This is a genomic window from Ferdinandcohnia sp. FSL W7-1320, from assembly GCF_038050315.1.
GTDB classification, from domain to species: domain Bacteria; phylum Bacillota; class Bacilli; order Bacillales; family Bacillaceae_L; genus Ferdinandcohnia; species Ferdinandcohnia aciditolerans.
The window spans coordinates 1,392,990-1,417,176 of record NZ_JBBPAM010000001.1; the positions used below are offsets into that span (position 1 = coordinate 1,392,990).

Annotated in this window: 26 protein-coding genes and 1 riboswitch; of the genes, 15 read left to right on the forward strand and 11 right to left on the reverse strand. The window is 38.0% G+C overall.

What is annotated here, in order from left to right; genetic code table 11:
• The first annotated feature begins 150 nt into the window (after window positions 1–150).
• Together NST91_RS07065 and NST91_RS07070 are read left to right on the forward strand one after the other, a co-directional pair.
• The gene (locus NST91_RS07065) at window positions 151–711 is read left to right on the forward strand and encodes a beta-class carbonic anhydrase (protein WP_341330568.1); all 561 of its coding nucleotides are present in this window, start codon (window positions 151–153) and stop codon (window positions 709–711) included.
• A 143-nt stretch (window positions 712–854) separates the two neighbouring features.
• Complete coding sequence (locus NST91_RS07070; protein WP_341330569.1) at window positions 855–1,619, forward strand: FixH family protein; 765 nt, start codon at window positions 855–857, stop codon at window positions 1,617–1,619.
• A 16-nt stretch (window positions 1,620–1,635) separates the two neighbouring features.
• Here the strand turns inward: NST91_RS07070 and yidD are convergent, their stop codons facing one another.
• The gene (yidD, locus tag NST91_RS07075) at window positions 1,636–1,875 is read right to left on the reverse strand and encodes a membrane protein insertion efficiency factor YidD (protein ID WP_341330570.1); all 240 of its coding nucleotides are present in this window, start codon (window positions 1,873–1,875) and stop codon (window positions 1,636–1,638) included.
• Window positions 1,876–2,215: 340 nt separating this feature from the next.
• Between yidD and NST91_RS07080 the strand changes: the two genes are divergently transcribed.
• Window positions 2,216–2,689 carry an S-ribosylhomocysteine lyase gene (locus NST91_RS07080; RefSeq protein ID WP_341330571.1) on the forward strand — a complete coding sequence of 158 codons (474 nt, stop codon included), beginning with the start codon at window positions 2,216–2,218 and terminating at the stop codon, window positions 2,687–2,689.
• A gap of 31 nt (window positions 2,690–2,720) precedes the next feature.
• On the opposite strand, the gene NST91_RS07085 is transcribed toward NST91_RS07080, so the two are convergent.
• Both NST91_RS07085 and ytzI read right to left on the reverse strand, forming a co-directional pair.
• Complete coding sequence (locus NST91_RS07085) at window positions 2,721–4,184, reverse strand: amidase family protein (protein WP_341330572.1); 1,464 nt, start codon at window positions 4,182–4,184, stop codon at window positions 2,721–2,723.
• Entirely contained in the window at window positions 4,174–4,338 is a 165-nt protein-coding gene (gene ytzI, locus NST91_RS07090; protein ID WP_121447338.1) for a YtzI protein, read from the reverse strand. The genes NST91_RS07085 and ytzI overlap by 11 nt, the downstream gene beginning before the upstream one ends.
• A 163-nt stretch (window positions 4,339–4,501) precedes the next feature.
• Here ytzI and NST91_RS07095 point away from each other — a divergent pair, with 163 nt between their 5' ends.
• Together NST91_RS07095 and ltaE are read left to right on the forward strand one after the other, a co-directional pair.
• Window positions 4,502–4,942, forward strand: coding sequence for a Dps family protein (locus NST91_RS07095; protein ID WP_341330573.1), 441 nt, complete (start codon window positions 4,502–4,504; stop codon window positions 4,940–4,942).
• A gap of 72 nt (window positions 4,943–5,014) precedes the next feature.
• On the forward strand, window positions 5,015–6,031 hold the full coding sequence (gene ltaE, locus NST91_RS07100) for a low-specificity L-threonine aldolase (protein ID WP_341330574.1): 1,017 nt from the start codon (window positions 5,015–5,017) through the stop codon (window positions 6,029–6,031).
• A gap of 37 nt (window positions 6,032–6,068) precedes the next feature.
• Here the strand turns inward: ltaE and NST91_RS07105 are convergent, their stop codons facing one another.
• Window positions 6,069–6,329 (reverse strand): DUF6154 family protein, encoded by a 261-nt coding sequence (locus NST91_RS07105; RefSeq protein WP_099351906.1) that lies wholly within the window; start codon window positions 6,327–6,329, stop codon window positions 6,069–6,071.
• Window positions 6,330–6,506: 177 nt separating this feature from the next.
• On the opposite strand from NST91_RS07105, the gene NST91_RS07110 reads away from it, so the two are divergent.
• Together NST91_RS07110 and ytkD are read left to right on the forward strand one after the other, a co-directional pair.
• A complete protein-coding gene (locus NST91_RS07110; RefSeq protein ID WP_207899910.1) occupies window positions 6,507–6,845 on the forward strand; it encodes a hydrolase in 339 nt (112 codons plus the stop codon).
• Between the two features lie 73 nt (window positions 6,846–6,918).
• The gene (gene ytkD / locus NST91_RS07115) at window positions 6,919–7,407 is read left to right on the forward strand and encodes an RNA deprotection pyrophosphohydrolase (RefSeq protein WP_341330575.1); all 489 of its coding nucleotides are present in this window, start codon (window positions 6,919–6,921) and stop codon (window positions 7,405–7,407) included.
• A gap of 19 nt (window positions 7,408–7,426) precedes the next feature.
• On the opposite strand, the gene NST91_RS07120 is transcribed toward ytkD, so the two are convergent.
• The 3 genes from NST91_RS07120 to NST91_RS07130 form a co-directional block, all read right to left on the reverse strand.
• The gene (locus tag NST91_RS07120) at window positions 7,427–8,236 is read right to left on the reverse strand and encodes an ABC transporter permease (RefSeq protein WP_341330576.1); all 810 of its coding nucleotides are present in this window, start codon (window positions 8,234–8,236) and stop codon (window positions 7,427–7,429) included.
• Window positions 8,214–8,993, reverse strand: a complete 780-nt coding sequence (locus NST91_RS07125) for an ABC transporter ATP-binding protein (RefSeq protein ID WP_341330577.1) — start codon at window positions 8,991–8,993, stop codon at window positions 8,214–8,216. Before NST91_RS07125 ends, NST91_RS07120 begins: the two co-directional genes overlap by 23 nt.
• A 297-nt stretch (window positions 8,994–9,290) precedes the next feature.
• Complete coding sequence (locus NST91_RS07130) at window positions 9,291–10,277, reverse strand: ABC transporter substrate-binding protein (protein ID WP_341330578.1); 987 nt, start codon at window positions 10,275–10,277, stop codon at window positions 9,291–9,293.
• A 156-nt stretch (window positions 10,278–10,433) separates the two neighbouring features.
• On the opposite strand from NST91_RS07130, the gene NST91_RS07135 reads away from it, so the two are divergent.
• The gene (locus NST91_RS07135; protein ID WP_440274321.1) at window positions 10,434–11,243 is read left to right on the forward strand and encodes an alpha/beta hydrolase family protein; all 810 of its coding nucleotides are present in this window, start codon (window positions 10,434–10,436) and stop codon (window positions 11,241–11,243) included.
• 143 nt (window positions 11,244–11,386) lie between these two features.
• Here NST91_RS07135 and pckA read toward each other — a convergent pair whose 3' ends face one another.
• The gene (gene pckA, locus NST91_RS07140; RefSeq protein WP_341330579.1) at window positions 11,387–12,976 is read right to left on the reverse strand and encodes a phosphoenolpyruvate carboxykinase (ATP); all 1,590 of its coding nucleotides are present in this window, start codon (window positions 12,974–12,976) and stop codon (window positions 11,387–11,389) included.
• Between the two features lie 282 nt (window positions 12,977–13,258).
• Window positions 13,259–13,420: riboswitch (SAM riboswitch) on the forward strand.
• A gap of 392 nt (window positions 13,421–13,812) precedes the next feature.
• Between pckA and metK the strand changes: the two genes are divergently transcribed.
• A complete protein-coding gene (gene metK / locus NST91_RS07145; RefSeq protein ID WP_121447348.1) occupies window positions 13,813–15,012 on the forward strand; it encodes a methionine adenosyltransferase in 1,200 nt (399 codons plus the stop codon).
• A gap of 211 nt (window positions 15,013–15,223) precedes the next feature.
• Here metK and NST91_RS07150 read toward each other — a convergent pair whose 3' ends face one another.
• Complete coding sequence (locus NST91_RS07150; RefSeq protein ID WP_341330580.1) at window positions 15,224–15,748, reverse strand: gamma carbonic anhydrase; 525 nt, start codon at window positions 15,746–15,748, stop codon at window positions 15,224–15,226.
• Between the two features lie 120 nt (window positions 15,749–15,868).
• Here NST91_RS07150 and tbcS point away from each other — a divergent pair, with 120 nt between their 5' ends.
• Window positions 15,869–16,933, forward strand: coding sequence for a tetraprenyl-beta-curcumene synthase (tbcS, locus tag NST91_RS07155; protein WP_341330581.1), 1,065 nt, complete (start codon window positions 15,869–15,871; stop codon window positions 16,931–16,933).
• A gap of 192 nt (window positions 16,934–17,125) precedes the next feature.
• Here tbcS and mnmM read toward each other — a convergent pair whose 3' ends face one another.
• On the reverse strand, window positions 17,126–17,698 hold the full coding sequence (gene mnmM, locus NST91_RS07160) for a tRNA 5-(aminomethyl)-2-thiouridylate-methyltransferase MnmM (protein WP_341330582.1): 573 nt from the start codon (window positions 17,696–17,698) through the stop codon (window positions 17,126–17,128).
• On the reverse strand, window positions 17,695–18,657 hold the full coding sequence (mnmL, locus tag NST91_RS07165; protein ID WP_341330583.1) for a tRNA modification radical SAM protein MnmL/YtqA: 963 nt from the start codon (window positions 18,655–18,657) through the stop codon (window positions 17,695–17,697). Before mnmL ends, mnmM begins: the two co-directional genes overlap by 4 nt.
• A gap of 253 nt (window positions 18,658–18,910) precedes the next feature.
• Between mnmL and NST91_RS07170 the strand changes: the two genes are divergently transcribed.
• From NST91_RS07170 to NST91_RS07190, 5 genes are all read left to right on the forward strand, one after another.
• Entirely contained in the window at window positions 18,911–19,195 is a 285-nt protein-coding gene (locus NST91_RS07170) for a YtzC family protein (RefSeq protein WP_341330584.1), read from the forward strand.
• 11 nt (window positions 19,196–19,206) lie between these two features.
• On the forward strand, window positions 19,207–19,368 hold the full coding sequence (locus NST91_RS07175; protein ID WP_121447353.1) for a glycogen biosynthesis protein GlgD: 162 nt from the start codon (window positions 19,207–19,209) through the stop codon (window positions 19,366–19,368).
• 481 nt (window positions 19,369–19,849) lie between these two features.
• Window positions 19,850–21,034, forward strand: coding sequence for an MDR family MFS transporter (locus NST91_RS07180; protein ID WP_341330585.1), 1,185 nt, complete (start codon window positions 19,850–19,852; stop codon window positions 21,032–21,034).
• 116 nt (window positions 21,035–21,150) lie between these two features.
• On the forward strand, window positions 21,151–22,524 hold the full coding sequence (locus NST91_RS07185) for a sigma-54 interaction domain-containing protein (protein WP_341330586.1): 1,374 nt from the start codon (window positions 21,151–21,153) through the stop codon (window positions 22,522–22,524).
• Between the two features lie 335 nt (window positions 22,525–22,859).
• Window positions 22,860–24,179 carry a GntP family permease gene (locus NST91_RS07190; protein WP_341330587.1) on the forward strand — a complete coding sequence of 440 codons (1,320 nt, stop codon included), beginning with the start codon at window positions 22,860–22,862 and terminating at the stop codon, window positions 24,177–24,179.
• Window positions 24,180–24,187 lie beyond the last annotated feature (8 nt).

Genomic DNA, 24,187 nt, shown 5'->3' on the forward strand with positions numbered 1-24,187 from the left:
GATTTGAGAACAAAAAACTTTTTTAAGGGGAACGATGTTCTATTAGTATCTCTGGTAGACACAAGAACTTGTGAGTAATAATAAAAATATTATCTAAAAGGACAAGTTTTTGATAAAATATAATGAAATAAAGAGTGAAGGGTGAAAAGTATGTCACTACTGGATAATATCCTAGAATATAACAAAGAGTTTGTTGAAACCAAAGAATACGAAAAATACCAAACGACAAAGCTTCCAGATAAAAGAATGGTTATTGTAACCTGTATGGATACACGACTCATTGAGCTGCTTCCAAAAGCAATGAACATGAAAAATGGAGATGTGAAAATTTTAAAGGTAGCTGGTGCGGTTGTTTCACATCCTTTTGGTAGTGTAATGAGAAGTATTTTAGTTGCCGTGTATGATTTAAATGCGGACGAGGTTTGTATTGTCGGTCATCATGATTGTGGTATGAGTGCACTAAACTCAGATGCGATTTTACAAAAAATAAAAAACAGAGGGGTTACTCAAGCGAGAATTGATACATTAAAGTACTCTGGAATTGATCTTGATAAATGGTTTAAAGGTTTTAGCAGTGTAGAAGATAGTGTTCGACACAGTGTTGAAATGGTCGAAAACCATCCACTTCTTCCAGTGGAAGTTCCTGTTCATGGTCTTGTTATTAATCCTGAAACAGGTAAACTGGATGTTGTAGTTAACGGGTATAAATAAGATGAAAAGAGGTCATATGGCCTCTTTTTTCATGGTTAGAGGTTAAAGTTACGTTAATATTGGTTATTATGGGTAATGAATGTCATAAAAAAGACACAGGAATAAATGGTCGTTTGTTGTACCATGTAGTTGAGGTGAAAGAAATGAAAAAAATAGGTCTTTTTCTCTTTTTGGCTGCAATCATCATGCTTGCAGCATGTAATAATGAGACAGAAAAGAAAAATACGAATACGACAGAATTAGTCCCAATTGCAGTTGATTTAAAGCTCGATCCTGAAAAAATAAATCCAGGTGAAGAAGTAACCTTGCATGCAACTGTAACTCAAGGGGAAGAAACAGTTGAAGATGCAGATGAAGTTCAATTTGAAATTGCGCAAAAAGGCAGTGAAGAAAGCGAATTTCTAGATGGGGAGCATACTTCTGATGGTGAATATACGGCTGTTAAAACGTTTGAACAGGACGGGATTTATTTTGTGACAGCACATGTAACGGCGAGAAGCATGCATACCATGCCAAAGGTTGAAGTGGTAATTGGAAACCCTAGTGTAACAGAAGAGTCAGCAGATGAACCTGCGGAACATGGAGATCACCATGGAAATGAACATCATCATGGAAGTGGAGATGTTTCAATCGACTTCCCACTAGAGACTGAATATCCTGTAGGAAAATCATCTACATTACATGTCTCTTTTGAAGAGTCAGGAGCACCGTTGACAGATGCAAAAGTTCGGTTTGAGGTTTGGAAAGATGGCGCTGAGAAACATGAGTTTATAGATGCAAATGAAACCGAAAATGGTGTCTATCAATCAGATTTTACATTCACTGAATCCGGGAATTATAATATTCAAGTTCACATCGAAAAAGGAGAAATCCACGAGCATCTTGAAAAGACAACAAACGTAAAATAAAAAAAGGAAGGTAGCATTAATGTTTATGCTTACCTTCCTTTTTTTCGGGTACAAAGTCAATCCCGCCTGGGTGGAGTGGATGACATTTTAATATACGTTTTATGGTCAGCCAGCCACCTTTAAATGCACCAAAGCGTTTAATGGCTTCAAGTCCATATTGAGAACAAGTCGGATAAAAGCGACAAGTTGGTGGTTTTAATGGGGATATAAATTTTTGATAGAAACGAATTACACCTATAAATATCGCTTGAAGCAATTTTTTCTACTTCCCTTACTTGGTTTAAGTAACTTATACTATACTATAGGTAGTGGATAAAAGCATCTTTAAAGGTTGTCCAAAAAAGTTACGTGAATATGACACATCGAATTTTTTCCAATTCAAATTAAATAGATGAAAAAAATCGGAATTAGCGTTATGATAGATATAAATGCAGGTACAAAAAGAAGAGTAAAGGACTGAGATGTTCAAGGCGGCGAAGTTTTGAGTACCGCAGCGTATGAAGTTGATACGTGAGGAACAGATAAACATGCCTTAGAAGTGTCATTTTCGGTCGACTTTTTGTAATCCTCTAAAAGATATTTAGGGAGTGAAGAGAATGCCATCAGTAGAAAGCTTTGAACTAGATCATTGTGCAGTTAAAGCTCCGTATGTAAGACATTGTGGTGTACACAAGGTAGGTACAGATGGAGTTGTAAATAAGTTTGATATTCGTTTTTGTCAGCCAAATAAACAGGCTATGAAGCCAGACGTTATTCATACACTTGAACATCTATTAGCATTTAACCTTCGTGAGCATTGTGAGAAATATGATCACTTTGATATTATTGATATCTCTCCTATGGGGTGTCAAACAGGTTATTATTTAGTTGTGAGTGGGGAACCAACAGTTTCTGAGATTATTGACCTGTTAGAAGCAACAATGCAAAGTGCTATAGAAATTACAGAAATCCCTGCAGCAAATGAAACTCAATGTGGTCAAGCGAAGCTTCATGACTTAGAAGGGGCAAAGCGCCTCATGCGTTTTTGGTTAACACAATCAAAAGAAGACCTTCAAAAGGTATTCGGATAATAAAAAGACCTCAGCCACTATGGCTGAGGTTTTATAGTTTTGGTGGAATCCGATGTTTGGTTTCTTGTTCGTATGCATATGCCAATTTTATCAGTGTTGCTTCCGAAAAGGCAGTTCCTGTGAAGGTGATTCCAACTGGTTCTCCTTCGGGTGTATATCCCGCAGGTACTGTTATTGATGGATAACCAGCTTTAGCAGGTATACTTGCTCCAATATTATTAGGGAATACAATTGCATCTAATTGATGCTCATTTAAAACAAAATCAATTCCATTTTCCGTTGAATGATAATGATCATTTTCAAGTGCATCAAGGTATTCTTTTTCTGTTAACGTGCCACTCGTTTTTTCTGCCTCTTCCAAAATAATCTGACCGTACTTTAACATTTTATCTTCATTATCCTTGTTGAATGCAATCAAGTCAGATAAATTTCGAACTTTTACGGAAGGCTCTAAGTTTCGTAAATAAGCATTTAGGTCAACCTTAAATTCATAGGTTAATACATCATAGCTCCACTTGTTTTTGGAAGAAGGAATTTTTACATCCTCAATAACAGTTGCCCCAAGTTCCTCGAGTACCTTTACGGCATTATCCAATATTGCTCGTTTTTCCACGCTAAGGTAGTCAAAATAAACCTCCCTAGCAATTCCAATTCGTGCACCTTTTAGCCCATCCACATCTAAAAATTGGGTAAAATCGGTAGAGGTTAATGTTTTGCCTGTGTAAGTGATTGGGTCACGCTCATCTACTCCTACCATTGCGGTTAATAGGTAAGCAGCATCCTTTACTGTACGTGCCATTGGTCCTGCAGTATCTTGTGTATGAGCAATTGGAATAATTCCTGCGCGGCTTATTAATCCTAAGGTTGGCTTTATGCCGACAAGTGAGTTTTGACTTGAAGGACTTAAAATGGAGCCTGATGTTTCAGTACCAACTGCAACAACTGCAAAATTTGCGGCAATGGCTGAGCCAGAACCAGCGCTTGAGCCCCCAACATCAAATTTACCAGGTCCATATGGATTTAATGTTTGCCCACCTCGGGAGCTATATCCACTAGGCATCCCTTCTGTCATGAAATTCGCCCATTCAGTCATATTAGTTTTGCCTAAAATAATGGCGCCGGCTTCTCTTAAGAGATACGCAACATATGAATCTTCTGAGGCACATGAATCAGCTAAAGCGAGTGAGCCAGCAGATGTGTGCATCTTATCGTTCGTATCTAGATTATCTTTTAGTAATACTGGTATTCCGTGAAGCGATCCGCGTGGTCCAATTTCTTTACGCTCCGTATCCAGAGCCATTGCGATTTGCATAGCATCTGGATTTAATTCTATGATGGAACGCAGTGATGAGTCATAGTTTGCAATTCTATGTAAATACATAAGTACCAATTGTTTGGCCGTTAATTCTTCTTTTTCAAACTTTTCTTGGATGGAATCAATTGTTGCCTCAATTAACCAATTATTTGAAAGTTCTTGAAGAAGCTTATTTTCCATCAGAATTCTCCTTATTTTCAGGTTGGTTTAAATATGGATTATCCTCTAAATCATCTACTGTATGTTTGTACTTATATGCTTTGGATGTCGTACTAACTGCTAAAAACAAGACAACAAAAACAATAATGATTGAAATAATTAATACTGTAAACATAGCAACCTCCTCTTATTCTCCTTTATTTTAACATGAAAAATGATAGAAGATATTGATATTCCAATTAAATTGAAAAAGTATGAAATTTGTCAAGAAACAAAACCAAAATTTATGTTTCACAGTGTTATAAAGGGGGTATGTTAACAATAAGGAGGAGATATAAATGTCAACACAATTAGTGGAAATGGTAAATAAGCAAGTTGCAAACTGGAGTGTGCTTTACATTAAGCTACATAATTATCATTGGTATGTGAAAGGTTCTAATTTCTTCACCCTTCATGAAAAATTTGAGGAATTGTACAATGAGTCCGCAGTTCATATTGATGAGTTAGCTGAGAGATTATTGGCAATTGGTGGACAACCTGTTGCTACAATGAAAGAGATTCTAGAATTGTCTTCCATTCAGGAAGCAAATGGTAATGAAAATGCCGATGAAATGGTTTCTACTATCTCAAATGATTTTTCTATATTAACGGGAGAATTAAAGGAAGGTATGAAAGTAGCTGGTGATGTGGATGATGAAACTACAGGGGATATGCTCCTTGCAATTCACCAATCACTTGAAAAGCATATTTGGATGCTACAATCCTTTTTAGGAAAATAAAAAATAGTTTGCCCTTCTTTCTTGTAGAAAGAAGGGTTTTGTTATACTTTTTTAGTAGGGGAGGAGAGAAATATGATCGATTTACGAAGTGATACAGTCACAAAGCCAACAGCCGAAATGAGAAAAGCAGCTTATGAAGCTGAGGTTGGAGATGATGTCTATCAAGAAGATCCAACAGTAAGAGAGTTAGAACAAACAGCAGCTGATATGCTTGGGAAGGAAGCGGCATTATTTGTGACGAGTGGAACTCAAGGCAATCAAATTGCTGTGCTAACTCATACACGAAAAGGGGATGAAATCATCGTTGAACAAGATTCTCATATTTTTAATTACGAAGGTGCTGCGATATCTGCGTTTGCTGGAGTACAGCCCCGCACAATTAAAGGGGATAGAGGCGCAATGGACCCTAGAGAAGTAGAGTCTGCTATTCAAGAGGATGATGTCCATAACCCTGAAACCGGCTTGATTTGTATTGAAAATACACATAATCGAGCGGGTGGTGCAGTCATCCCACTTGATAATATGGCAGCGATTCATCATGTTGCATCTGCAAATCATATACCTGTTCATTTGGATGGTGCCCGTCTATTCAATGCAGCGGTAGCATTGGGACAACCTGTAAAGGACATTGCGCAATATACGGATACTGTTCAATTTTGTTTATCAAAAGGATTAGGTGCTCCGGTAGGTTCTATCATCGCTGGAAGCGAGGAGTTTATTAAGCAAGCAAGGAAGTGGAGAAAGCGTCTTGGTGGAGGTTTAAGACAGGTTGGGATTATTGCGGCCCCAGGACTTGTTGCACTACGTACGATGGTTGACCGTCTTGCAATCGATCATGAACATGCAAAATTTCTTGCAGAAGGACTAGGGAATACAAAGGGGATCGAAGTCGTAAATCAGATTGACACCAATATCATTTTAGTGGATGTGAGTGAAAGAGGCTTAACCTCTAGTCAATTTGTCGCTTTATTAAAAGAACATGGTGTATTGGTTTCAACATTTGGACCTAAACTTGTCCGATTCGTCACTCATTATGATGTTAATAAAGAGTCTATTGGGGACGCATTAAGGATCGTAAGTAAATTATAATACTGATTTAGGAAGGATTGTCAGAGCGACAATCCTTTTAATGTATATCTCTCAACTCATTAATCGTCATCATTTTTGATTGACCAATTCCATCACGTGCCATTTTTGCTTTAAGGTTTTCTATCATGTAGAAACCAACTAAGTTTCGCAATTCTTGATCAGTTAAATCTCTTAAAAGATCTATCAGATCTTCACGTTCAAATTGTTCAAGCACGGAAAAAGCAATGATGTCCGCATCTTCTTCATCACCTGTTAATTTATCTCTATATAGTTCATAAATTTCGTCAATTATTTTCATAAGTGTTTTCCCCTTTGCATGCTTATTTCACATGTTTTCTTGGAAATTAGTATATGGGGGAATGTCTTAAAAGATACTAATTTTAATGAAATTTAGGCAAAGGCCATAATGAATGTTGAATATTTTTTACACGAGAGGAAAAAGCTAAAATAACGTAAATCACTGTTAGGAGTGACCATAGTGGAACAACAGTCAAAGAAAACCTATTATATTGCTGTAGGGAGTGGGGAAATATCTCAAGTAAAGTCTGGGTCTTCTTGGGAGTATAAAATTGAAGCAACGGACGAGGAAATTCATCAACTGCGAAAGCTTTTTGATTCGAATTATGCAAACGAAGTAGAAGGATTTTTACGTGCACATGTTCCTTTTGTGGAATATCATAATGATTCATCGAATGATAAGTACGACTCAAATATGCTTCAGGTTTTTCAGATGATTTATCGACTTGGAGACCAGGAAGCAAAAGATTTCATACAATCACAAGGCATACTTGATGTTTTAGGTAATATTGATTAAGCCACTTCTACATGAAGCGGCTTGTTTTTATGTTATCATAATAATAAAAACAACGATATTGGAGAATAAAAAAATGATTGTTTTTCAAGACATGTATCATAATGAAGTGAATTTATCGTTTACACCGGATCCTTTTTCAGACCAACCGAAGCATGTGTGGGTTATCTGTCGATATCAGAATCAATGGCTTTTAACAAACCATTCTGAGCGAGGACTCGAATTTCCAGGGGGAAAGGTTGAGGAGGGAGAGAATCCTGAAGCTGCAGCGATTCGTGAGGTAATGGAAGAAACGGGTGCTGAGGTTAAGGAAATCGAATATATTGGTCAATATAAGGTCATAGGAAAAGGGAAAACGATTATTAAAAATATATATTTTGCTGAGATAGATCGCCTTCTTGAGAAAAAGACTTATTTTGAAACAAAAGGGCCTGTCTTGCTGAAAGAAATTCCACTAGGAAATGTAAAAACAGACCGAAGATTTAGCTTCATCATGAAGGATGATGTCTTAACCCATAGCCTTGACTATGTAGAAAAATACTTAAAAATGAAGAAAGCTCACTAGTTGATACTAGATGAGCATTTTATTTAGAATCCTTTATTAGTTTTCTCTCTAGGAGTTCAACTCCTTGGTACATGAGTGTTGCACAAATGGCAATCAATAATAAACTTAGGAAAATGAGTGTGAAATTAAATACCTGGAATCCATAAATGATAAGGTAGCCTAAGCCTTGCTTTGAAACCAGGAATTCTCCGACAATGACTCCGACCCAAGACAATCCAACGTTAACCTTTAATGTGGAGATAATAGCTGGAAAAGATGAGGGGAGAATGACATCGCGGAAGATTTGTTTCCGATTTGCTCCAAAAGTCTGAAGTACTTTGATGTAGTTATAATCGACTTCCTTAAACGAAGTGTAGATGACAATGGTCGTGATAATAACTGAAATTATTGCGCCCATTGCAATAATTGACACATAACCGGTACCTAAGGCAACGATTAAGATTGGTCCTAATGCTACTTTTGGCATCGCATTTAAAATGACTAAATACGGATCAAGAATGTTTGAAAGACGTTCTGACCACCACAATAGCGCGGCAATTATAACCCCTAAGGCCGTTCCAATAATAAATCCTAACACTGTTTCAAACAATGTTACAGCGAGATTGTTAAACAAACTTCCATCATTTATTTTATCTAAGAATAGATTCCAAACTTTTGAAGGAGCGCTGAAGATTAAAGGATCTATCCAATGGCTTCGACTCGCAATTTCCCAGAACCCGAAAAAGACAATAAAAATTAGGATTTGATAAAATCGGACTAGTCTTTTCTCTTTTTTTATTGATTGGAGATAAAGATGGTGTAGGTTATTAATGTTCAGGTTTTGTTTCAAGTTTATCTAACTCCTCCCATATTTGCTGAAAAATATTCGAATACTCTGGGTGTTGTCTTGCATCAAATGGAGTCTCATTGCGTAAGTTCTCTGGGATATCAAAGACTTTTGCAATTTTACCCGGTCTTTTTGAAAGCAGGAAAATCCGGTCGCTCATGGCAATGGCTTCACCAATATCATGTGTCACAAGAATGGCTGTTTTTTGGTATTCCTTTAAGGTCTCCGATACAAGGTCCTCCAATTTCAGCTTCGTTTGAAAGTCTAGTGCAGAGAATGGTTCGTCAAGTAGAAGAATTTTTGGGTTTGTTGCGAGCGTGCGAACCAATGCGGCTCTTTGTCTCATCCCTCCTGAGAGCTGTTTCGGATAAGCTTTTTCGACCCCTTTCAAGCCAATTTCTTCAAGTAGATCTAAGGTTTTTTTTCTTGTTTGCTCTGTTTCTTGGTTCATGATTTGCAAGCCAACAAGGATATTCTCTTCAATTGTCTTCCATGGAAATAAGTAGTCCTGCTGCAGCATATAGCCGATATCTGATTTCGCTTTTTCAATCTTTTTACCTTCGATCAAAACCTCTCCGTATGTCGGTTTTAATAATCCAGCAATAATAGAGAGTAATGTGGTCTTACCACACCCACTAGGGCCGAGAAGAGAGATAAATTCTCCCTCCTCGATTGTGAGTGAAATATCCTCGAGTGCGGTCGTTGTAGAATCCTTTGTAAAATAAACATGGTATATATCTTTTATTGACAAAAAACTCATAGTAACACTCCTATTAACATGTGTTCAAAAAGGAGGATGAAAAGGACCGCGCCGGTCTCATATCCTATCCTGCTGGCACTTGCACATCCTGTGCGTCGAAAGTTCAAGGCAGCGCGAGCTCCCGAGTACCGGAGCGACGCAACTGTTTGAGTTAATTCCACAGCAGCCTTTCGCTGAGGAATTGACCTCGTGGAACGAGTGGACGCAAGCAGCGCATTACCTAGTTATTCATCGTGTTCTCTGAGCAATGTACGAAGAAATTCGATGTGTCATTTTCACCGGACTTTTTGAACATCTTTATTTAGAAATTACTTTTTCAGCAATACTTGTATTCACAAGTGTGTTGTAATCAATTCTCTTTGGTAATTCTCCTGCTTCATCCATAATGTCTTGAAGGTTATTCCAAGCTTCCTCTGATAAAACAGGATTAGTTGCGTAAGAGCCTTGATTCTTGTAACGTTCAATAGAAGAAGTGATTAGATCAAGCGGTGTATCTGGGAAGAACTCTTGAACGGATTCTGCGATTTCATCTGGGCTATGGGAATCCACCCATTGCTGTGCTTTATAGATCGCTCTTGTGAATTTTTCAACAGCTTCTTCATTTTCATCAATAAAGCTTTGCTTTGTCATAAAGGATGTATATGGGACCTTCCCAGATTCTTCACCGAATGATGCTACAATATAGCCACGGCCTTCTTTTTCAAAAAGGCTTGCAGTTGGCTCAAATAACTGGACGAACTCTCCTGTGCCAGAGGCATAAGCACTAGAAATATTCGCAAAGTCGATATTCTGTATAAGATTCAAATCACCATGTGGGTCAATTCCATGCTTTTTTAATACAAACTCCCCAACCATTTGTGGCATACCGCCTTTACGTTGGCCAAGGAATGTACTATCTTTGAGTTGCTCCCAGCTAAAGTTTTCGATGTTTTCTCTTGCGACTAAGAATGTACCATCGGTTTGTGTAAGAGCTGCAAAATTAATAACAGGGTCGGTTGAGCCTTGTGCCTCAACATATATGGATGTTTCAGAACCTACTAAGGCTACCTCAGCACCACCAGAAATTAACGCAGTCATGGTCTTATCTCCACCTGGTACTGTTGTTAATTCAATTTCTAAGCCTTCTTCTTCAAAAAATCCTTCGGTAATCGCTACATACTGCGGTGCATAAAACACTGAACGAGTAACCTCTGCTATACGGATTTTTTGAACCTGGTCATTATTACAAGCGGCTAACGGAATAATAAGCAGTAAAGCAAAAAGGCTTGCAAGAATACGACGCATGTATTCATTCCTCCTTGACAGTTCATCTGTCGACTATAGTAATTTCTTAAGATAGAATATGAAACGTGACAAAAATGTGTGAATGCCTATTTTTGCGTTTTTTTAGAACATTTAAAGTAAAGGTTGTACAATCATGTTGTAGAGAGGATGGATAATATGGTGGAAGGCACTATTATTGAAAAACAGAGATACCCGTCTCCCAATCCGGCAATCAATCTTTATTTAATTACATATTGGAGTAAAGGACTAAAAGTGAAAGGTTATCTGGCTGAACCAAAGGAAGAAGGTGTATATGACGGTTTTTTATATCTACGTGGTGGAATAAAAAATGTAGGGATGGTCAGAATCGGTCGCATCATCCAATTTGCTTCAGAAGGTTTTGTAGTGATGGCACCTTTTTATCGTGGAAATCAGGGTGGTGATGGTAATGAAGATTTCGCCGGTCATGATAGATATGATGCATTTTCTGCTTTTAAAGTGCTTGAGGAACATGAAAAAGTGAACCCGACCCGGATTCATGTCTTTGGATTTTCACGCGGAGGAGTAATGGCCCTTCTTACGGCCATTCAGCATCCCGGGATCTGTTCACTCGTTACATGGGGTGGTGTGAGTGATTTAAGTCTAACGTATGTGGAACGAAACGATTTACGGCGAATGCTAAAGCGGGTAATTGGAGGAACACCTACAAAATATCCAGAGCGTTATAAATGGAGAACACCATTATACGAACTTGAAATGCTGGAGGCTCCAGTTCTTATTATTCATGGTGAAAAAGATAAAAATGTTTCTATTAACCATGCATATCGACTAGAAAAAAGAATAAAGGAACTCGGAAAAGAGGTAGAAAGTTGGTATTTTCCACTATACACTCATTATTTTCCGCCACATGTAAATCGAGAAACAGTAAGACGATTGACGGAGTGGATGAAAACGAGGGAGCCCCATACAAAAAAGCTCGAGGACTAATTTCCTCGAGCTTCCTTTATTTCCAGCTCCAACGCTATTACGTTCGAGGTCACAAGCCAATCCGTCAAAAGGGTAAGGAAGCACCTTCTAGCAAGATCGTCTTTTACTTGAAAGGGCTGATCAAGACGATAACGTATTTGATATTAAATGCGTGGTCCGCCCAATAATTCGATTTCTTTAGCAACATTAGAGAACTTCTTGAAGTTTTCTTTGAATTTCACAGCTAATTCTTTTGCTTTTACATAGTATTGACTTTGGTCCGCCCATGTTTTTGATGGTTGAAGTACATCATCAGGAACCCCAGGAATATGAATTGGAATTTCCAGACCAAAAATATCATTCTTCACAGTTTCAGCATTATTTAATTCGCCTTCTAAAGCAGCTTGAACCATTGCGCGAGTATATGATAGTTTCATTCTGCTTCCAACGCCATATTCTCCTCCAGTCCAACCTGTATTCACTAGGAATACTTGAACATTGTGTTCATCGATCTTTCTACCTAACATTTCTGCATATTCTGTTGCAGGAAGTGGTAGGAATGGTGATCCAAAGCAAGTTGAGAATGTTGCTTGTGGAGCAGTAACACCACGTTCTGTTCCTGCTAGTTTACTTGTATATCCACTTAAGAAATGGTACATGGCTTGTTCCTTAGTTAGTTTACTGATAGGAGGTAAAACACCAAAAGCATCCGCAGTTAAAAATACGATTGTATTCGGATGACCTGCAATACTAGGAACAATAATATTATCTATATTATCGATTTGGTATGCAGCTCTTGTATTTTCAGTTAATGAATTATCATCATAATCAGCTATTCTGGATTCTTCATTTACAACCACATTTTCTAACACAGAGCCAAAGCGAATCGCATCGAAAATTTGTGGTTCCTTCTCGCGAGAAAGGTTGATGCATTTAGCATAGCAACCGCCTTCAATATTAAACACGCCAGAGCTAGACCAACCGTGTTCATCATCGCCAATAAGACGACGTTTTGGATCTGCTGAAAGAGTAGTTTTTCCTGTTCCAGATAGACCAAAGAATAGTGCAACGTCACCTTCAGGGCCTACGTTTGAAGAACAATGCATGGAAAGAATATTTTTTTCAGGCAATACATAGTTCATCACAGAGAAGATTGATTTTTTAATTTCTCCAGCATATTCAGTTCCTCCGATTAACACTGTTCGTTTTTCAAAGGAAATAATAATGAATGTTTCAGAGCGAGTACCATCTACCTCAGGATCAGCTTTAAAATTTGGTGCACAAATAACTGTGAATTCAGGTTGATGTGTATTTAGATCCTCTTCTGTTGGTCGAACAAACATTTGTTGAGAGAAAAGGTTATGCCAAGCATATTCATTGATTACTTGGATTGGCATGCGTACTTTTTTGTCTGCACCTGCATATCCATTGAATACGAAAATCTCATCTTTTTCTGTTAAGTATGAAAGTACTTTTGTATAAAGTTTTTCATATACTTCTTCAGAAATTGGTTTGTTTACCTTACCCCAATCAATTCTATCTTTAGTAGATGCTTCTTCTACGATGTATTTGTCTTCAGGTGATCTTCCGGTGTACTTCCCAGTTGTCGCACGTATAGCCCCAGTCGAAGTAAGGATTCCCTCTTGTCTAGATAGTACTTTTTCAACTAAAATAGGAACAGATAGGTTATGAAGTGCGTTTTTTCCATTCACTAATTCTAATAGCTGCTCATTTGTAACTTCAACTGAATTCATGTTAAACCATCCTTTATTAATTTTTAAATTTCCATAAATTATCTCAAATTTACAATTAGTATAACACATTAATAAAAATAGTCTATACTATTTAACGTATTTTACGTAACATATCATTAAAAAGTGCGCGCAGATTCTAAAATAGTCCTTTATAATCGATAATTCTTTTATAGTTTGTCAATATTGAGGAAATAGTGTGACACACTTCGACTTTGTTTTTTTTCGGAATTCTGTTGACACCTTAAGGACTACTGCGATATCATATGTCATTGAACGGATACTCTCTTATCCCGAGCTGGCGGAGGGACAGGCCCAATGAAACCCGGCAACCATCACTTTTCTTACATATCAAATGGTTTTTAGTGAAACCTATTAGTAGGTCTCCACATTCGAAAAAGTGATAAGGTGCTAACCTGAGCAAGGTATGTCCTTGATCGATAAGAGTGAAAGGCTGGATAAACGATAAACCTTTCCTCGAAATAGTAGGAAAGGTTTTTTATTCTTTATTGGTTTTATTGATGTTACTTAACGCGTGATATGTGTTTAAATTATTCTCGGAGTTCGATTCCAACAGAATAATGTTAAAGCCTCCGGCGGATGCCTCGATTTTTTAGCGGAAATTTTTCGCTTCCTGTGGCAACCGTCTGTATGACCCACATCGTGTCGGCCTAAAGATCGGGCGCAAAAACGCCAAGGCACATTTGATCGTAGATAACTGTTCATTTAATATAGGATAGAAAATCGTGAAGGTAACAATACTAAGGGAATGAGTACCGTATCAATGAATGTCAGAACTCGAACTATTCGATTCTGAATCCGAAAAGGAGGAAGCGTTTGTGACAAATAGACGCCGTTTATTTACTTCAGAATCTGTTACAGAAGGACATCCAGATAAAATCTGTGACCAGATTTCAGATTCTATTTTAGATGCGATTTTAGCAAGTGATGCAAATGCACGCGTAGCGTGTGAAACTTCTGTCACAACAGGTCTTGTACTTGTTGCGGGAGAAATTACAACTTCTACATATGTAGATATCCCAAAGATTGTCCGTGAAACGATTAAAGAGATTGGCTATACACGAGCAAAATACGGATTTGACTATGAAACTTGTGCAGTTTTAACATCCATTGATGAGCAATCTCCAGATATTGCAATGGGGGTTGACCAAGCGTTAGAAGCACGTGAAGGTCAAATGACTGATGAGCAAATTGAAGCAATTGGTGCTGGAGACCAAGGATTAATGTTTGGTTATGCTTGTAACGAAACAAAAGAATTAATGCCTCTACCAATTTCATTAGCTCACAAGTTATCACGCAGACTAACAAAGGTACGTAAAGATGAGATTCTTCCATATTTACGTCCAGATGGAAAAACTCAAGTTACTGTTGAATACGATGAGAACAACAATCCAGTTCGTATCGATACGATTGTTATTTCAACCCAGCACCATCCTGAAATTTCATTAGAGCAAATTCAACGTAATTTAAAAGAACATGTAATTAACCCTGTCGTTCCTAGTGAACTAATTGATGAGAATACTAAATATTTCATTAATCCTACTGGCCGTTTTGTAATTGGTGGTCCTCAAGGGGATGCTGGCTTAACTGGCCGTAAAATTATTGTTGATACGTACGGTGGTTATGCACGCCATGGCGGTGGCGCTTTCTCGGGTAAGGATCCAACTAAGGTTGACCGTTCAGCTGCATATGCTGCTCGTTATGTTGCGAAAAACATCGTAGCAGCTGGTTTAGCGGATAAATGTGAAGTTCAGCTTGCGTATGCAATCGGTGTTGCACAACCAGTTTCTATCTCTGTAGACACATTTGGAACCGGAACTGTGTCAGAGGATGTACTTGTAGAATTGGTTCGTGATAATTTTGATTTACGTCCTGCTGGAATTATCAAGATGCTTGATCTACGTCGTCCAATTTATAAGCAAACCGCTGCATATGGTCACTTTGGTAGAAATGATCTTGATTTACCATGGGAGCGTACTGACAAAGCAGAAGCGCTTAAAACACAAGCTGCAAAATAAGAAAGAAAAAAGCTCGCCTTAATGGTGAGCTTTTAACTTTATTCAGCTGAAATGCTATGAGTGGTTGGATGAAAGCAAATAGATTATCCAATTTAGTATCAAACTTGACTGAATAAAGTTAAAGCCTCCGGCGGATGCCATAGATTTTCAAGGGCAATTTTTTGAGCAAGCTCAAAAAAATCTGGGCGTAAATACGCCAAGGCGTATTTGATTAACCGCGTTTTTCTTTTTGTAATTCCTTATAATGCTGCCCTTTTTCCACATATTCACGGCGAATTCTGGCCATATCTTTTTTATCTTCATCATTTAATTCACGAATAACTTTAGCTGGTCTTCCGAATGCAAGAGTGTTTGGTGGAATCTTTTTGCCTTGTGGAACTAGGCTTCCGGCACCTATAAAAGCCCCTTCACCAACCTCTGCCCCATCAAGAATAATGGACCCCATTCCGATTAGCGCATTTTTACGGATAATAGAGCTATGTAGGATCACCTGATGACCAATTGTGACATCATCTTCAATAACTAAAGGATTATTTGGGCTTTGATGCAAGGTTGAGTTATCCTGAATGCTCACTCTTTTTCCGATAATGGTCGGTGCCACATCCCCCCGTATGACAGTATTAAACCAAATGTTTGTTTCCTCACCAATTTTTACGTCACCAGTAACTGTCGCATATTCCGCAATATATACAGAGTCGGCAATTTCAGGATATTTCCCTTTGTATGGATAAATCATAATAGTTACATCCTTTCGTTTGATATTCGATAAATAATCATTTATGGTAAGTGTATCAACTTTTACAATTATCGTAAATCGTACATATATTCAATGTTCCTAAATATTGAGGTGATATCGATGGTACCAACAAAACCGATTAGTTTAATGAAGAAAGTGTATCGTGAGGTATTTCCGATTGTACATCGTGAATTATCAATTTGGAAAAAGAAAGCGGAGGCTATTCCAAATGAGGAACTTCGGAGACAGGCATTAGCGAGTATTCAAACTAAAACGTTTCACTGTGAAGGTGGAGCAATTCTCGCCTTATTATCAGAAGGACAAATGGAGGAATGCATTCGATTTATCGTTGCGTATCAAACGATTAGTGACTATCTAGATAATCTTTGTGATCGAAGCACCTCGCTTGATCCGTTAGATTTTAGCTCGTTACATGATTCTATGCCAGATGCCTTACGACCAGGATGTCCAACAAAAAACTATTATCAATTTCGAGAAGAACAGGATGATGGGGGTTACTTGGAGAGCCTAGTAACAACCTGTCAGGATGTTCTTCACAACCTTCATCATTATGATAAGATTGCTGATTATTTACAGGAGTTGGCAAGTTATTATTGTGCTTTACAAGTTCATAAACATGTAAAGGTAGAAGAGCGAGTTCCAAGACTTGAGAATTGGTTTAAAGATCACCAAAAGGATTTGCCAAACATGGAATGGTATGAATTCTCAGCCTGTTCAGGGTCTACACTAGGGATTTTTTGTTTAGTTGCTTACGCTTTTCATGAAGAATTCAACGAGGAGATGGCCAACAAAGTTCGGAATGGGTATTTTCCATATATCCAAGGCTTGCACATCCTTCTTGATTATTTCATTGATCAAGAAGAGGACCGTAAAGGTGGAGACTTAAATTTCTGTTTTTATTATCCACATGAAAATGAATTGGTAGATCGCCTTAAGCACTTTATCACCGAAGCAGATAAACATACAGCCGGGTTACCAAATGAAAAATTTCACCGAATGATTAATAGGGGTTTATTAGGTCTATATCTATCAGATGAAAAGGTAAGGTCACAACGAAGTGTATTAAAAATTGCGAAGAAAATTATTAGACTCGGTGGGAAGACTTCTTTTTTCTTTTATGTAAATGGACGAGCCTACCGTAGATTTCAACATGTGTTTGAATAAGAAAAAGATAGAGCGACGGGGCTCTATCTTTTTTCATAAGTGAAGTTATGGATGAATTCTTCCAAGACTGTTATGAAAACGCTTGTCAGACAAGGCGCTCCGCTGAGCGAAGACGCGAATAGAAGTAGCCCTCATGAGCGGACGAGGGAGGCAAGCAACGAAGTATGCGAGCGTTTTTCAACAGTCTGGGCTCTATCTTTTTTCAATTGCGATAATAAAAGGTGGATTGTTCATTTGATTCATAAATCGGTACATTAATACATGAGCGCTGGTTTGGTCCAGCGTTGAACAATATTCTAACAGCTGATCTCGTTCGACTGCACCCTCTTCATGACCATGGTACACAACAAGTACTATAATACCTTCAGGCTTCATGACAGTAAGTAATTGCTCAATTGCCTCAATTGTAGAATCAGCCTTTGTAACAATTTCCTTATTTCCTCCAGGCAAATATCCCAAATTAAAGACTGCCCCTGCGATTTTGCTGCGGGCATCAGTGGGAATCATCGCTAAAAGTTGACTATGGCTCTCGTGAAACAAACGAACGCGATCAAACAGGTCTTGCTCTTTTAAACGAGTGGTTGTGTTTTCAATAGCTTCTTTTTGAATATCAAAGCCAAAAACTTGTCCATTTTCACCAACCAAAGAAGCAAGCATTGCTGTGTCGTGACCATTTCCGATTGTAGCGTCAACTGCATAATCTCCTTCTCTAACTGCAAGTTTAAGTAATTTACGGGCAAATGGAAGTATACGATCTAATTTCATACGTTTTCTGCTACCTTCTTATATAATTTTCCTTGATAGCTGTCACGACGTTTCAATTCGGCATCTATTGTATTTAATACCTCCCATTTATTCACACTCCACATTGGCCCAACCATTAAATCAATGGGACCATCCCCGGTAATACGATGAACAATCATTTCTGGTGGTAAAACTTCGAGTTGGTCACAAACTAATTGTACATAATCATCAAAAGAGAGAAATTCCAATAGTCCTTTTTCATATTGCTTCACCATAGGTGTTCCTTTTAACAAATGTAGCAAATGAATTTTGATACCTTGTACATCAAGTTTCGCTACTTCTTGAGCTGTATCCATCATCATTTCTGTTGTTTCCTGTGGGAGGCCATTTATAATATGGGAGCAAATCCGAATATTATGTTTACGAAGCTTATTTACTCCTTCAACATAACACTTAAAATCATGTGCTCGGTTAATAAGGTGCGCTGTTTTTTCATGTACAGTTTGTAAACCAAGCTCAACCCAGAGGTAGGTTCTTTCATTTAGTTCTGCTAAATATTCGACAACATCATCGGGAAGACAATCAGGCCTTGTAGCAATAGAGATTCCGACTACTCCTTCTTGACTTAAAACGGGTTCAAACCTTTCACGCAATACTTCAACAGGTGCGTGGGTGTTTGTGAACGCTTGGAAGTATGCCATGTACTTACCATCTTTCCATTTTTCGTGCATTTTATCTTTAATTGTATGGAATTGTGTAAGTATATCGTCTGCACGGTTTCCAGCAAAGTCACCTGACCCTGAGACACTACAAAAAGTACATCCACCATGTGCGACTGTTCCGTCACGGTTTGGGCAGTCAAACCCTCCATCAAGGGCTACTTTAAATACTTTATGTCCAAATGTATGACGGAGGTGGTAATTCCATGTATGGTAACGTTTATTATCTGTTGAATATGAAAATGGATTTCCTTGAGGCATAAAATCGCCCCTCCTAACTAAGATAAGAATCTGCTATGTAAATTTTAGCACGGGGGCTTTTAAGAACTCAAATGGAAATTCGAAGATCAAAAACTAAGAACACACTTTATGTGGCAAGCATCTTTTTTGACCCATCTCGTGTGCGTGGGGGCTTTATAAATTGGAAATAACTTTATGAGAGAAGAAATGAAGGATGAACAAACTATAGGAGAGAAGGCTTTTGCTTCTCATTTCGAATGTAGGAGGGGGAAGAATGGCTACTCGACAATCAGTAGATGCCTTTTTACAGCGCTGTGAGGATTCAATCCGAAATGCTCAGGAACAAATTACGACTGCTAGAAGACAGGAGCATTATAATACAACGGAATATACAGATGCTCAAATGCAATTGGAAGAAGCCACTAATGAATTAGCAAAGTTAGCACAAAGTTGTAATGATCAGCAACGAGAGCAATTGCACCGAATGAGGTTGCAATTACAGCAACTTCAAAATGATATGACCTTGGATGTAAACGTGATTCAACAGTATAAGATGTAGGGGATGAATTCATGAAAAAGCGTTCGAAACAAAATAATCCAGAGCAAAAAACAAAAAACGGTGTAAACAGCAATGATTTGGAGTTCGGGCAGGACTTTGATCCTGTGAAAAAATCAAAGCAAAATTATCTAAAAAAGGGACAACCAATCAAATCAAAACAACGTCCCGAATAAAAAACAAACCGACAAGCGAAATTCGCTTGTCGATTTGTTTTTTGTGTCCATTTATAGTAGCGCGCATTTAAAATGTTTTTGAAGTTTAGGCTTATGGCGAAATTGCCGGAGCATGTACTGTGACACCGCCCTTGCGGTACAGGCTCACGCCGAAATTGCTCGAGCATGTACTGTGACACCGCCCTTGAGGTACAGGCACGCGTTAAATTTGCCTAAGCATGTACCGTGACACCGCTCTTGCGGTACATGCTCGCGCGCGAAATTGCCCGAGCATGTGACGTGACACCGCCCTTTCGGTACAGGCAAGCGCTGAATTTTCCTAAACATGTACCGTTACTAGTTCTTGTGCTACACGTTCTCCCGAGGTATCCCGTTTTTGTGTCCATTTATCCGAATACTTTTTTAAATTGAATTAACAAGAGGAAAGGAATAAAATATTTTTTGGTATGGATAAATACGTGAATTTAAAGGAGGTGCCCGTATGCCGAGAGCGCTATGGATGATTATTATTGGAATGATCATTAATGTCACAGGTTCATCTTTTTTATGGCCGTTAAACGCGATTTACATTCATGGTCATCTTGGTAAATCTTTATCTGTTGCAGGTCTTGTATTAATGATTAATGCGGGTGCAACCGTTATTGGAAATTTAGTAGGTGGCATGTTATTTGATAAAATTGGTGGCTATAAATCAATCCTGACAGGAATCTTGATTTCATTAGTGGCTCTAATTGGACTGACCTTTTATCATGGATGGCCACATTATGTAATTTTCCTAACAATCATTGGACTTGGTACAGGTATGGTATTCCCAGCCATGTTTGCCATGGCAGGAGCTGTTTGGCCAGAAGGTGGGAGAAAGTCATTTAATGCCGTTTATATCGCGCAAAACCTAGGAGTTGCGATTGGATCAGGGCTTTGTGGCTTTGTGGCATCTTATTCATTTGATTATATTTTTATGGCAAATACATTTATGTATATTCTATTTTTCTTAGTGGCTTTGTTTGGTTACCGTGGAATTCATGCGGAAAAGGCTACTCAATCAAACCTACTAGAACAATCAAAAATGGTTAAAAATCGCTCAAAATTAACAGCGTTATTAGTTCTTTGTATTGGTTATGTCTTATGTTGGGTGGCCTATGTGCAATGGCAAGCCACTATTTCAAGCTATACACAGGACATCGGGATTACATTAAAGCAATATAGCTTATTATGGACAGTAAATGGAGGCTTAATTGTTCTCGGGCAGCCATTACTGAATGTGGCGATAAAATCATTTGCAAAATCCTTGAAAAAACAAATTATTATCGGAATTCTTATTTTTATTTGTTCTTTTCTTATTGTTTCAACGGTAAGCTCATTTAGTGGATTTCTAGTTGCGATGATTATATTAACAGTTGGGGAAATGTTTGTATGGCCAGCTGTACCGACCATTGCAAACGATCTTGCACCAAAGGGGCGCGAAGGATTTTACCAAGGGATTGTAAATAGTATGGCCACTGGCGGGCGTATGATTGGACCAGTACTCGGTGGAATGCTTGTTGACTTATGGGGGATGAGCATGTTATTTACGGTATTAGCGGTATTATTGTTCGTATCCATCTTCACCACCATGATTTATGATAAAAAATTAAAAGAAAAAACAAGTGTTGTAATTAGTGCATAATGAAAAAGGCTTGATACAAAAAATTGTATCAGGTCTTTTTTATCCTCTTTAATGAATACCTATTCAGATGATATGATGAACATATAAAGGGTGAATAAAGAGGGTGTTGGGAATATATGTTTAATCACAATGATTTTGAGTTCAAAAACAAAATTCTTGAAACGATTATTGACACTGCTTATGAATGGATTGTTGTAGTAGATCATCAAGGGAAAATTATGTACATGAATAAAAATTATTGTGATTTCCTTGAAGTAAACCGGGAAGAGGTAATTGGTACACATGTAACAAAGGTAATCGAAAACACAAGAATGCATATTGTTGTTCAAACCGGAGAAGAGGAAATTGGCAGTCCGCATTATATAAAAGGGAATTATATGATTGCAAATCGGATTCCGATATACTCTGATCAGACAATAGTTGGGGCAGTAGGAGCAGTTATTTTTAAAGATACTAAGGCATTAAATAAGATGAATAGTCATATTAAAAGCTTAATGTCACAGCTTCAAACCTATATTGAAGATTGGCAGGAAAACAATGGGGCTAAATATACGTTAACTGATATTAAATCGGTTTCAAAGCAAGTGATTGAATTGAAGGAAAAGGTTAAAAATATCGCATCAGGTGATATTTCTGTTTTAATTCGAGGTGAAAGTGGAACTGGAAAAGAATTGTTCGCACACAGTATTCATCAACTGAGTGAAAGAAGTCAAAATCCTTTTATTAAAATTAATTGTGGAGCAATCCCTGAGCATTTATTAGAATCAGAGTTATTTGGTTATGAAGAAGGAGCATTCACTGGAGCAAAAAAGGGTGGGAAAAAAGGCAAGTTTGTTCTTGCACATGGTGGAACCATTTTTTTAGATGAGGTGGGTGACATGCCACTAAATATGCAGATAAAGCTATTACGCGTTCTCCAGGAAAAAGAAGTCGAACCAGTGGGAGCAGTAAAGCCTATCCCAGTTGACGTTCGTGTGATTGCAGCGACGAATCGACCTTTGGAGCAGATGATTGAAGAAAATCGATTTCGTGAGGATTTATTTTACCGAATCAATGTAATCCCGTTCAGAATTCCGCCCCTACGTGAAAGGCCAGAAGATATTGGTCCATTAACCCAATTTTTTATTGAAAAAGTTTCAAAGCGTTCGGGAAAAAGAATTACTGCAATTGACGATGAGGTAATGAATATTTTTAACCAACATCAGTGGCCGGGAAATCTTCGTGAGCTTGAAAATGTAGTAGAAGCAGCTATCCATTTAACAAGTGGGGAAAAAATAGAGATCAGTTCGTTACCGGAATATTTAGTTGACGATCCCAAATTATTAATCGGCCAAAAAACTTTAAAGGAAATTCTTGAGGATACTGAAAAAAGGGTGCTCGAGAAAACATTACAAAAGTATAGTGACGATAAACAATTGGCCGCCAAAGCACTTGGGATAAGTAAATCTAGTATGTATGAAAAACTTAAAAAGCTAAAGATAGAATTGTGAATTCCAGAAATCCGGAACGTTATTCCAGATTTCTGGAATTCTTTTTTGCCCATGTAAACTCAATTTCTAAAAAACTAGGAAACTACCATTCCAGAATTCTGGAATGATAGGATGCACAATAAATTAAAATATGGCGATTTAGTGACCTTTTTGATGTTGGCATGCTACTTGCAACTTTAAAAACTGAAATGATCAAAAGGAGGTCAAATATAGCGAATCAAAAAAGAGGTCAAAAGGAAAATGAAAACGGTTACTGAATTAAATAGGATTGGAGACAGAATTGTTGTATTTAATTGACATTGTTTCAAAAAAAATTTGAGTAAGGGGGATATAAAATGCTCAGTATGATTGGTTTAGTTGGCGGTTTGGCGCTTCTCATTTATTTAACAATGAGAGGCATGAACTTACTACTTGCAGGGCCATTATGTGCTCTAGTTGTAGCAGTTTTAAGTGGCCTACCACTGTTTCCGCAGTTAGCCGGTGAGGGAGAAGCAAACTTTGTTGGCAATTATATGAGTGGTTTTTCAAGTTTCGTTACGTCTTGGTATCTGATGTTCCTATTAGGAGCCATCTTTGGAAAAGTGATGGAGGATAGTGGTGCGGCTGATAGTGTGTCAAAATGGATTGTTGATAAATTAGGAATGAAATTTGCCATTTTTGCAATCGTCTTAGCATGTGCAGTTCTCACCTATGGCGGTGTAAGCTTATTTGTTGTTGCTTTCTCTGTTTATCCAATGGCCATCAGTCTATTTAAAGAAGCCAATTTACCGAGAAGATTTATCCCTGCAACATTAGCTTTCGGTTCTGTTACATTTACAATGACATCCGCAGGTTCTCCTGAAATTCAAAACTGGATCCCAATTGAATATTTAGGTACATCTCCACTAGCGGGCTGGGAAGTAAGTGTTATTGTCGCCATATTTATGATGATTTTTGGCGGTTGGTGGTTAAAACGTATGATTAATAAGGCAGTTGCAAATGGAGAAACCTTCGTTTCAAGAGAAAATGACCCAATTGTTGAAAATAAAGAACTGCCACACCCGATTACAGGACTTATTCCGTTAGCTGTGGTTCTTCTTATTTCGTTTTTCTTTCATGACAAACTTGCTCAATCCGCACTTATTATTGCGTTATTAGGTGGCGTTATTTCAACGTATTTATTGAATCGAAAGTATTTCACATCGGTTAATAAAGCACTTTCAGAGGGGACAATGGGTGCATTAATTGCGATTGGCAACACTGCCGCTGTTGTTGGATTTGGAGGAGTTGCAAAAGCGGTCCCTGCTTTTGAGGTTGCTGTTGATGCGATGACTAGTATCCCAGGTAGTCCCTTAATTGGAGGAGCAATTGCAGTTAGTGTCATTGCCGGAATGACTGGTTCAGCTTCTGGAGGTCAGGCGATCGCACTTCCATTACTAGCACCACATTATGTTGATGCAGGAGTTAATACAGAGGCACTTCATAGGGTAGTGGCTATTTCATCAGGTGCATTGGATTCACTCCCACATAATGGCTATGTTGTAACAACGGTTCGTTCGATATGTGGAGAATCACATAAGGATGCATATGGGGCGGTTGGTGCATTAACAGTAATTGTTCCATTAATTGGGCTAGCCATTGCCATTATTTTATTTTCTTTAGGTTTAGGGATTTAGGAGGACGG

Bases quoted from the DNA above. Each gene is read 5' to 3' on its own strand.
- NST91_RS07105 (WP_099351906.1), bottom strand. From the start codon at position 6,329: ATGAAAATAATTGACGAAATTTATGAACTATATAGAGATAAATTAACA.
- ytkD (WP_341330575.1), top strand. From the start codon at position 6,919: ATGATTGTTTTTCAAGACATGTATCATAATGAAGTGAATTTATCGTTT.
- NST91_RS07190 (WP_341330587.1), top strand. From the start codon at position 22,860: ATGCTCAGTATGATTGGTTTAGTTGGCGGTTTGGCGCTTCTCATTTAT.
- NST91_RS07065 (WP_341330568.1), top strand. From the start codon at position 151: ATGTCACTACTGGATAATATCCTAGAATATAACAAAGAGTTTGTTGAA.
- mnmM (WP_341330582.1), bottom strand. From the start codon at position 17,698: ATGAAATTAGATCGTATACTTCCATTTGCCCGTAAATTACTTAAACTT.
- NST91_RS07170 (WP_341330584.1), top strand. From the start codon at position 18,911: ATGGCTACTCGACAATCAGTAGATGCCTTTTTACAGCGCTGTGAGGAT.
- NST91_RS07150 (WP_341330580.1), bottom strand. From the start codon at position 15,748: ATGATTTATCCATACAAAGGGAAATATCCTGAAATTGCCGACTCTGTA.
- NST91_RS07095 (WP_341330573.1), top strand. From the start codon at position 4,502: ATGTCAACACAATTAGTGGAAATGGTAAATAAGCAAGTTGCAAACTGG.
- NST91_RS07175 (WP_121447353.1), top strand. From the start codon at position 19,207: ATGAAAAAGCGTTCGAAACAAAATAATCCAGAGCAAAAAACAAAAAAC.
- NST91_RS07130 (WP_341330578.1), bottom strand. From the start codon at position 10,277: ATGCGTCGTATTCTTGCAAGCCTTTTTGCTTTACTGCTTATTATTCCG.
- NST91_RS07180 (WP_341330585.1), top strand. From the start codon at position 19,850: ATGCCGAGAGCGCTATGGATGATTATTATTGGAATGATCATTAATGTC.
- NST91_RS07080 (WP_341330571.1), top strand. From the start codon at position 2,216: ATGCCATCAGTAGAAAGCTTTGAACTAGATCATTGTGCAGTTAAAGCT.
- NST91_RS07085 (WP_341330572.1), bottom strand. From the start codon at position 4,184: ATGGAAAATAAGCTTCTTCAAGAACTTTCAAATAATTGGTTAATTGAG.
- NST91_RS07070 (WP_341330569.1), top strand. From the start codon at position 855: ATGAAAAAAATAGGTCTTTTTCTCTTTTTGGCTGCAATCATCATGCTT.
- mnmL (WP_341330583.1), bottom strand. From the start codon at position 18,657: ATGCCTCAAGGAAATCCATTTTCATATTCAACAGATAATAAACGTTAC.
- NST91_RS07185 (WP_341330586.1), top strand. From the start codon at position 21,151: ATGTTTAATCACAATGATTTTGAGTTCAAAAACAAAATTCTTGAAACG.
- NST91_RS07125 (WP_341330577.1), bottom strand. From the start codon at position 8,993: ATGAGTTTTTTGTCAATAAAAGATATATACCATGTTTATTTTACAAAG.
- ytzI (WP_121447338.1), bottom strand. From the start codon at position 4,338: ATGTTTACAGTATTAATTATTTCAATCATTATTGTTTTTGTTGTCTTG.
- pckA (WP_341330579.1), bottom strand. From the start codon at position 12,976: ATGAATTCAGTTGAAGTTACAAATGAGCAGCTATTAGAATTAGTGAAT.
- ltaE (WP_341330574.1), top strand. From the start codon at position 5,015: ATGATCGATTTACGAAGTGATACAGTCACAAAGCCAACAGCCGAAATG.
- NST91_RS07135 (WP_440274321.1), top strand. From the start codon at position 10,434: ATGGTGGAAGGCACTATTATTGAAAAACAGAGATACCCGTCTCCCAAT.
- tbcS (WP_341330581.1), top strand. From the start codon at position 15,869: ATGGTACCAACAAAACCGATTAGTTTAATGAAGAAAGTGTATCGTGAG.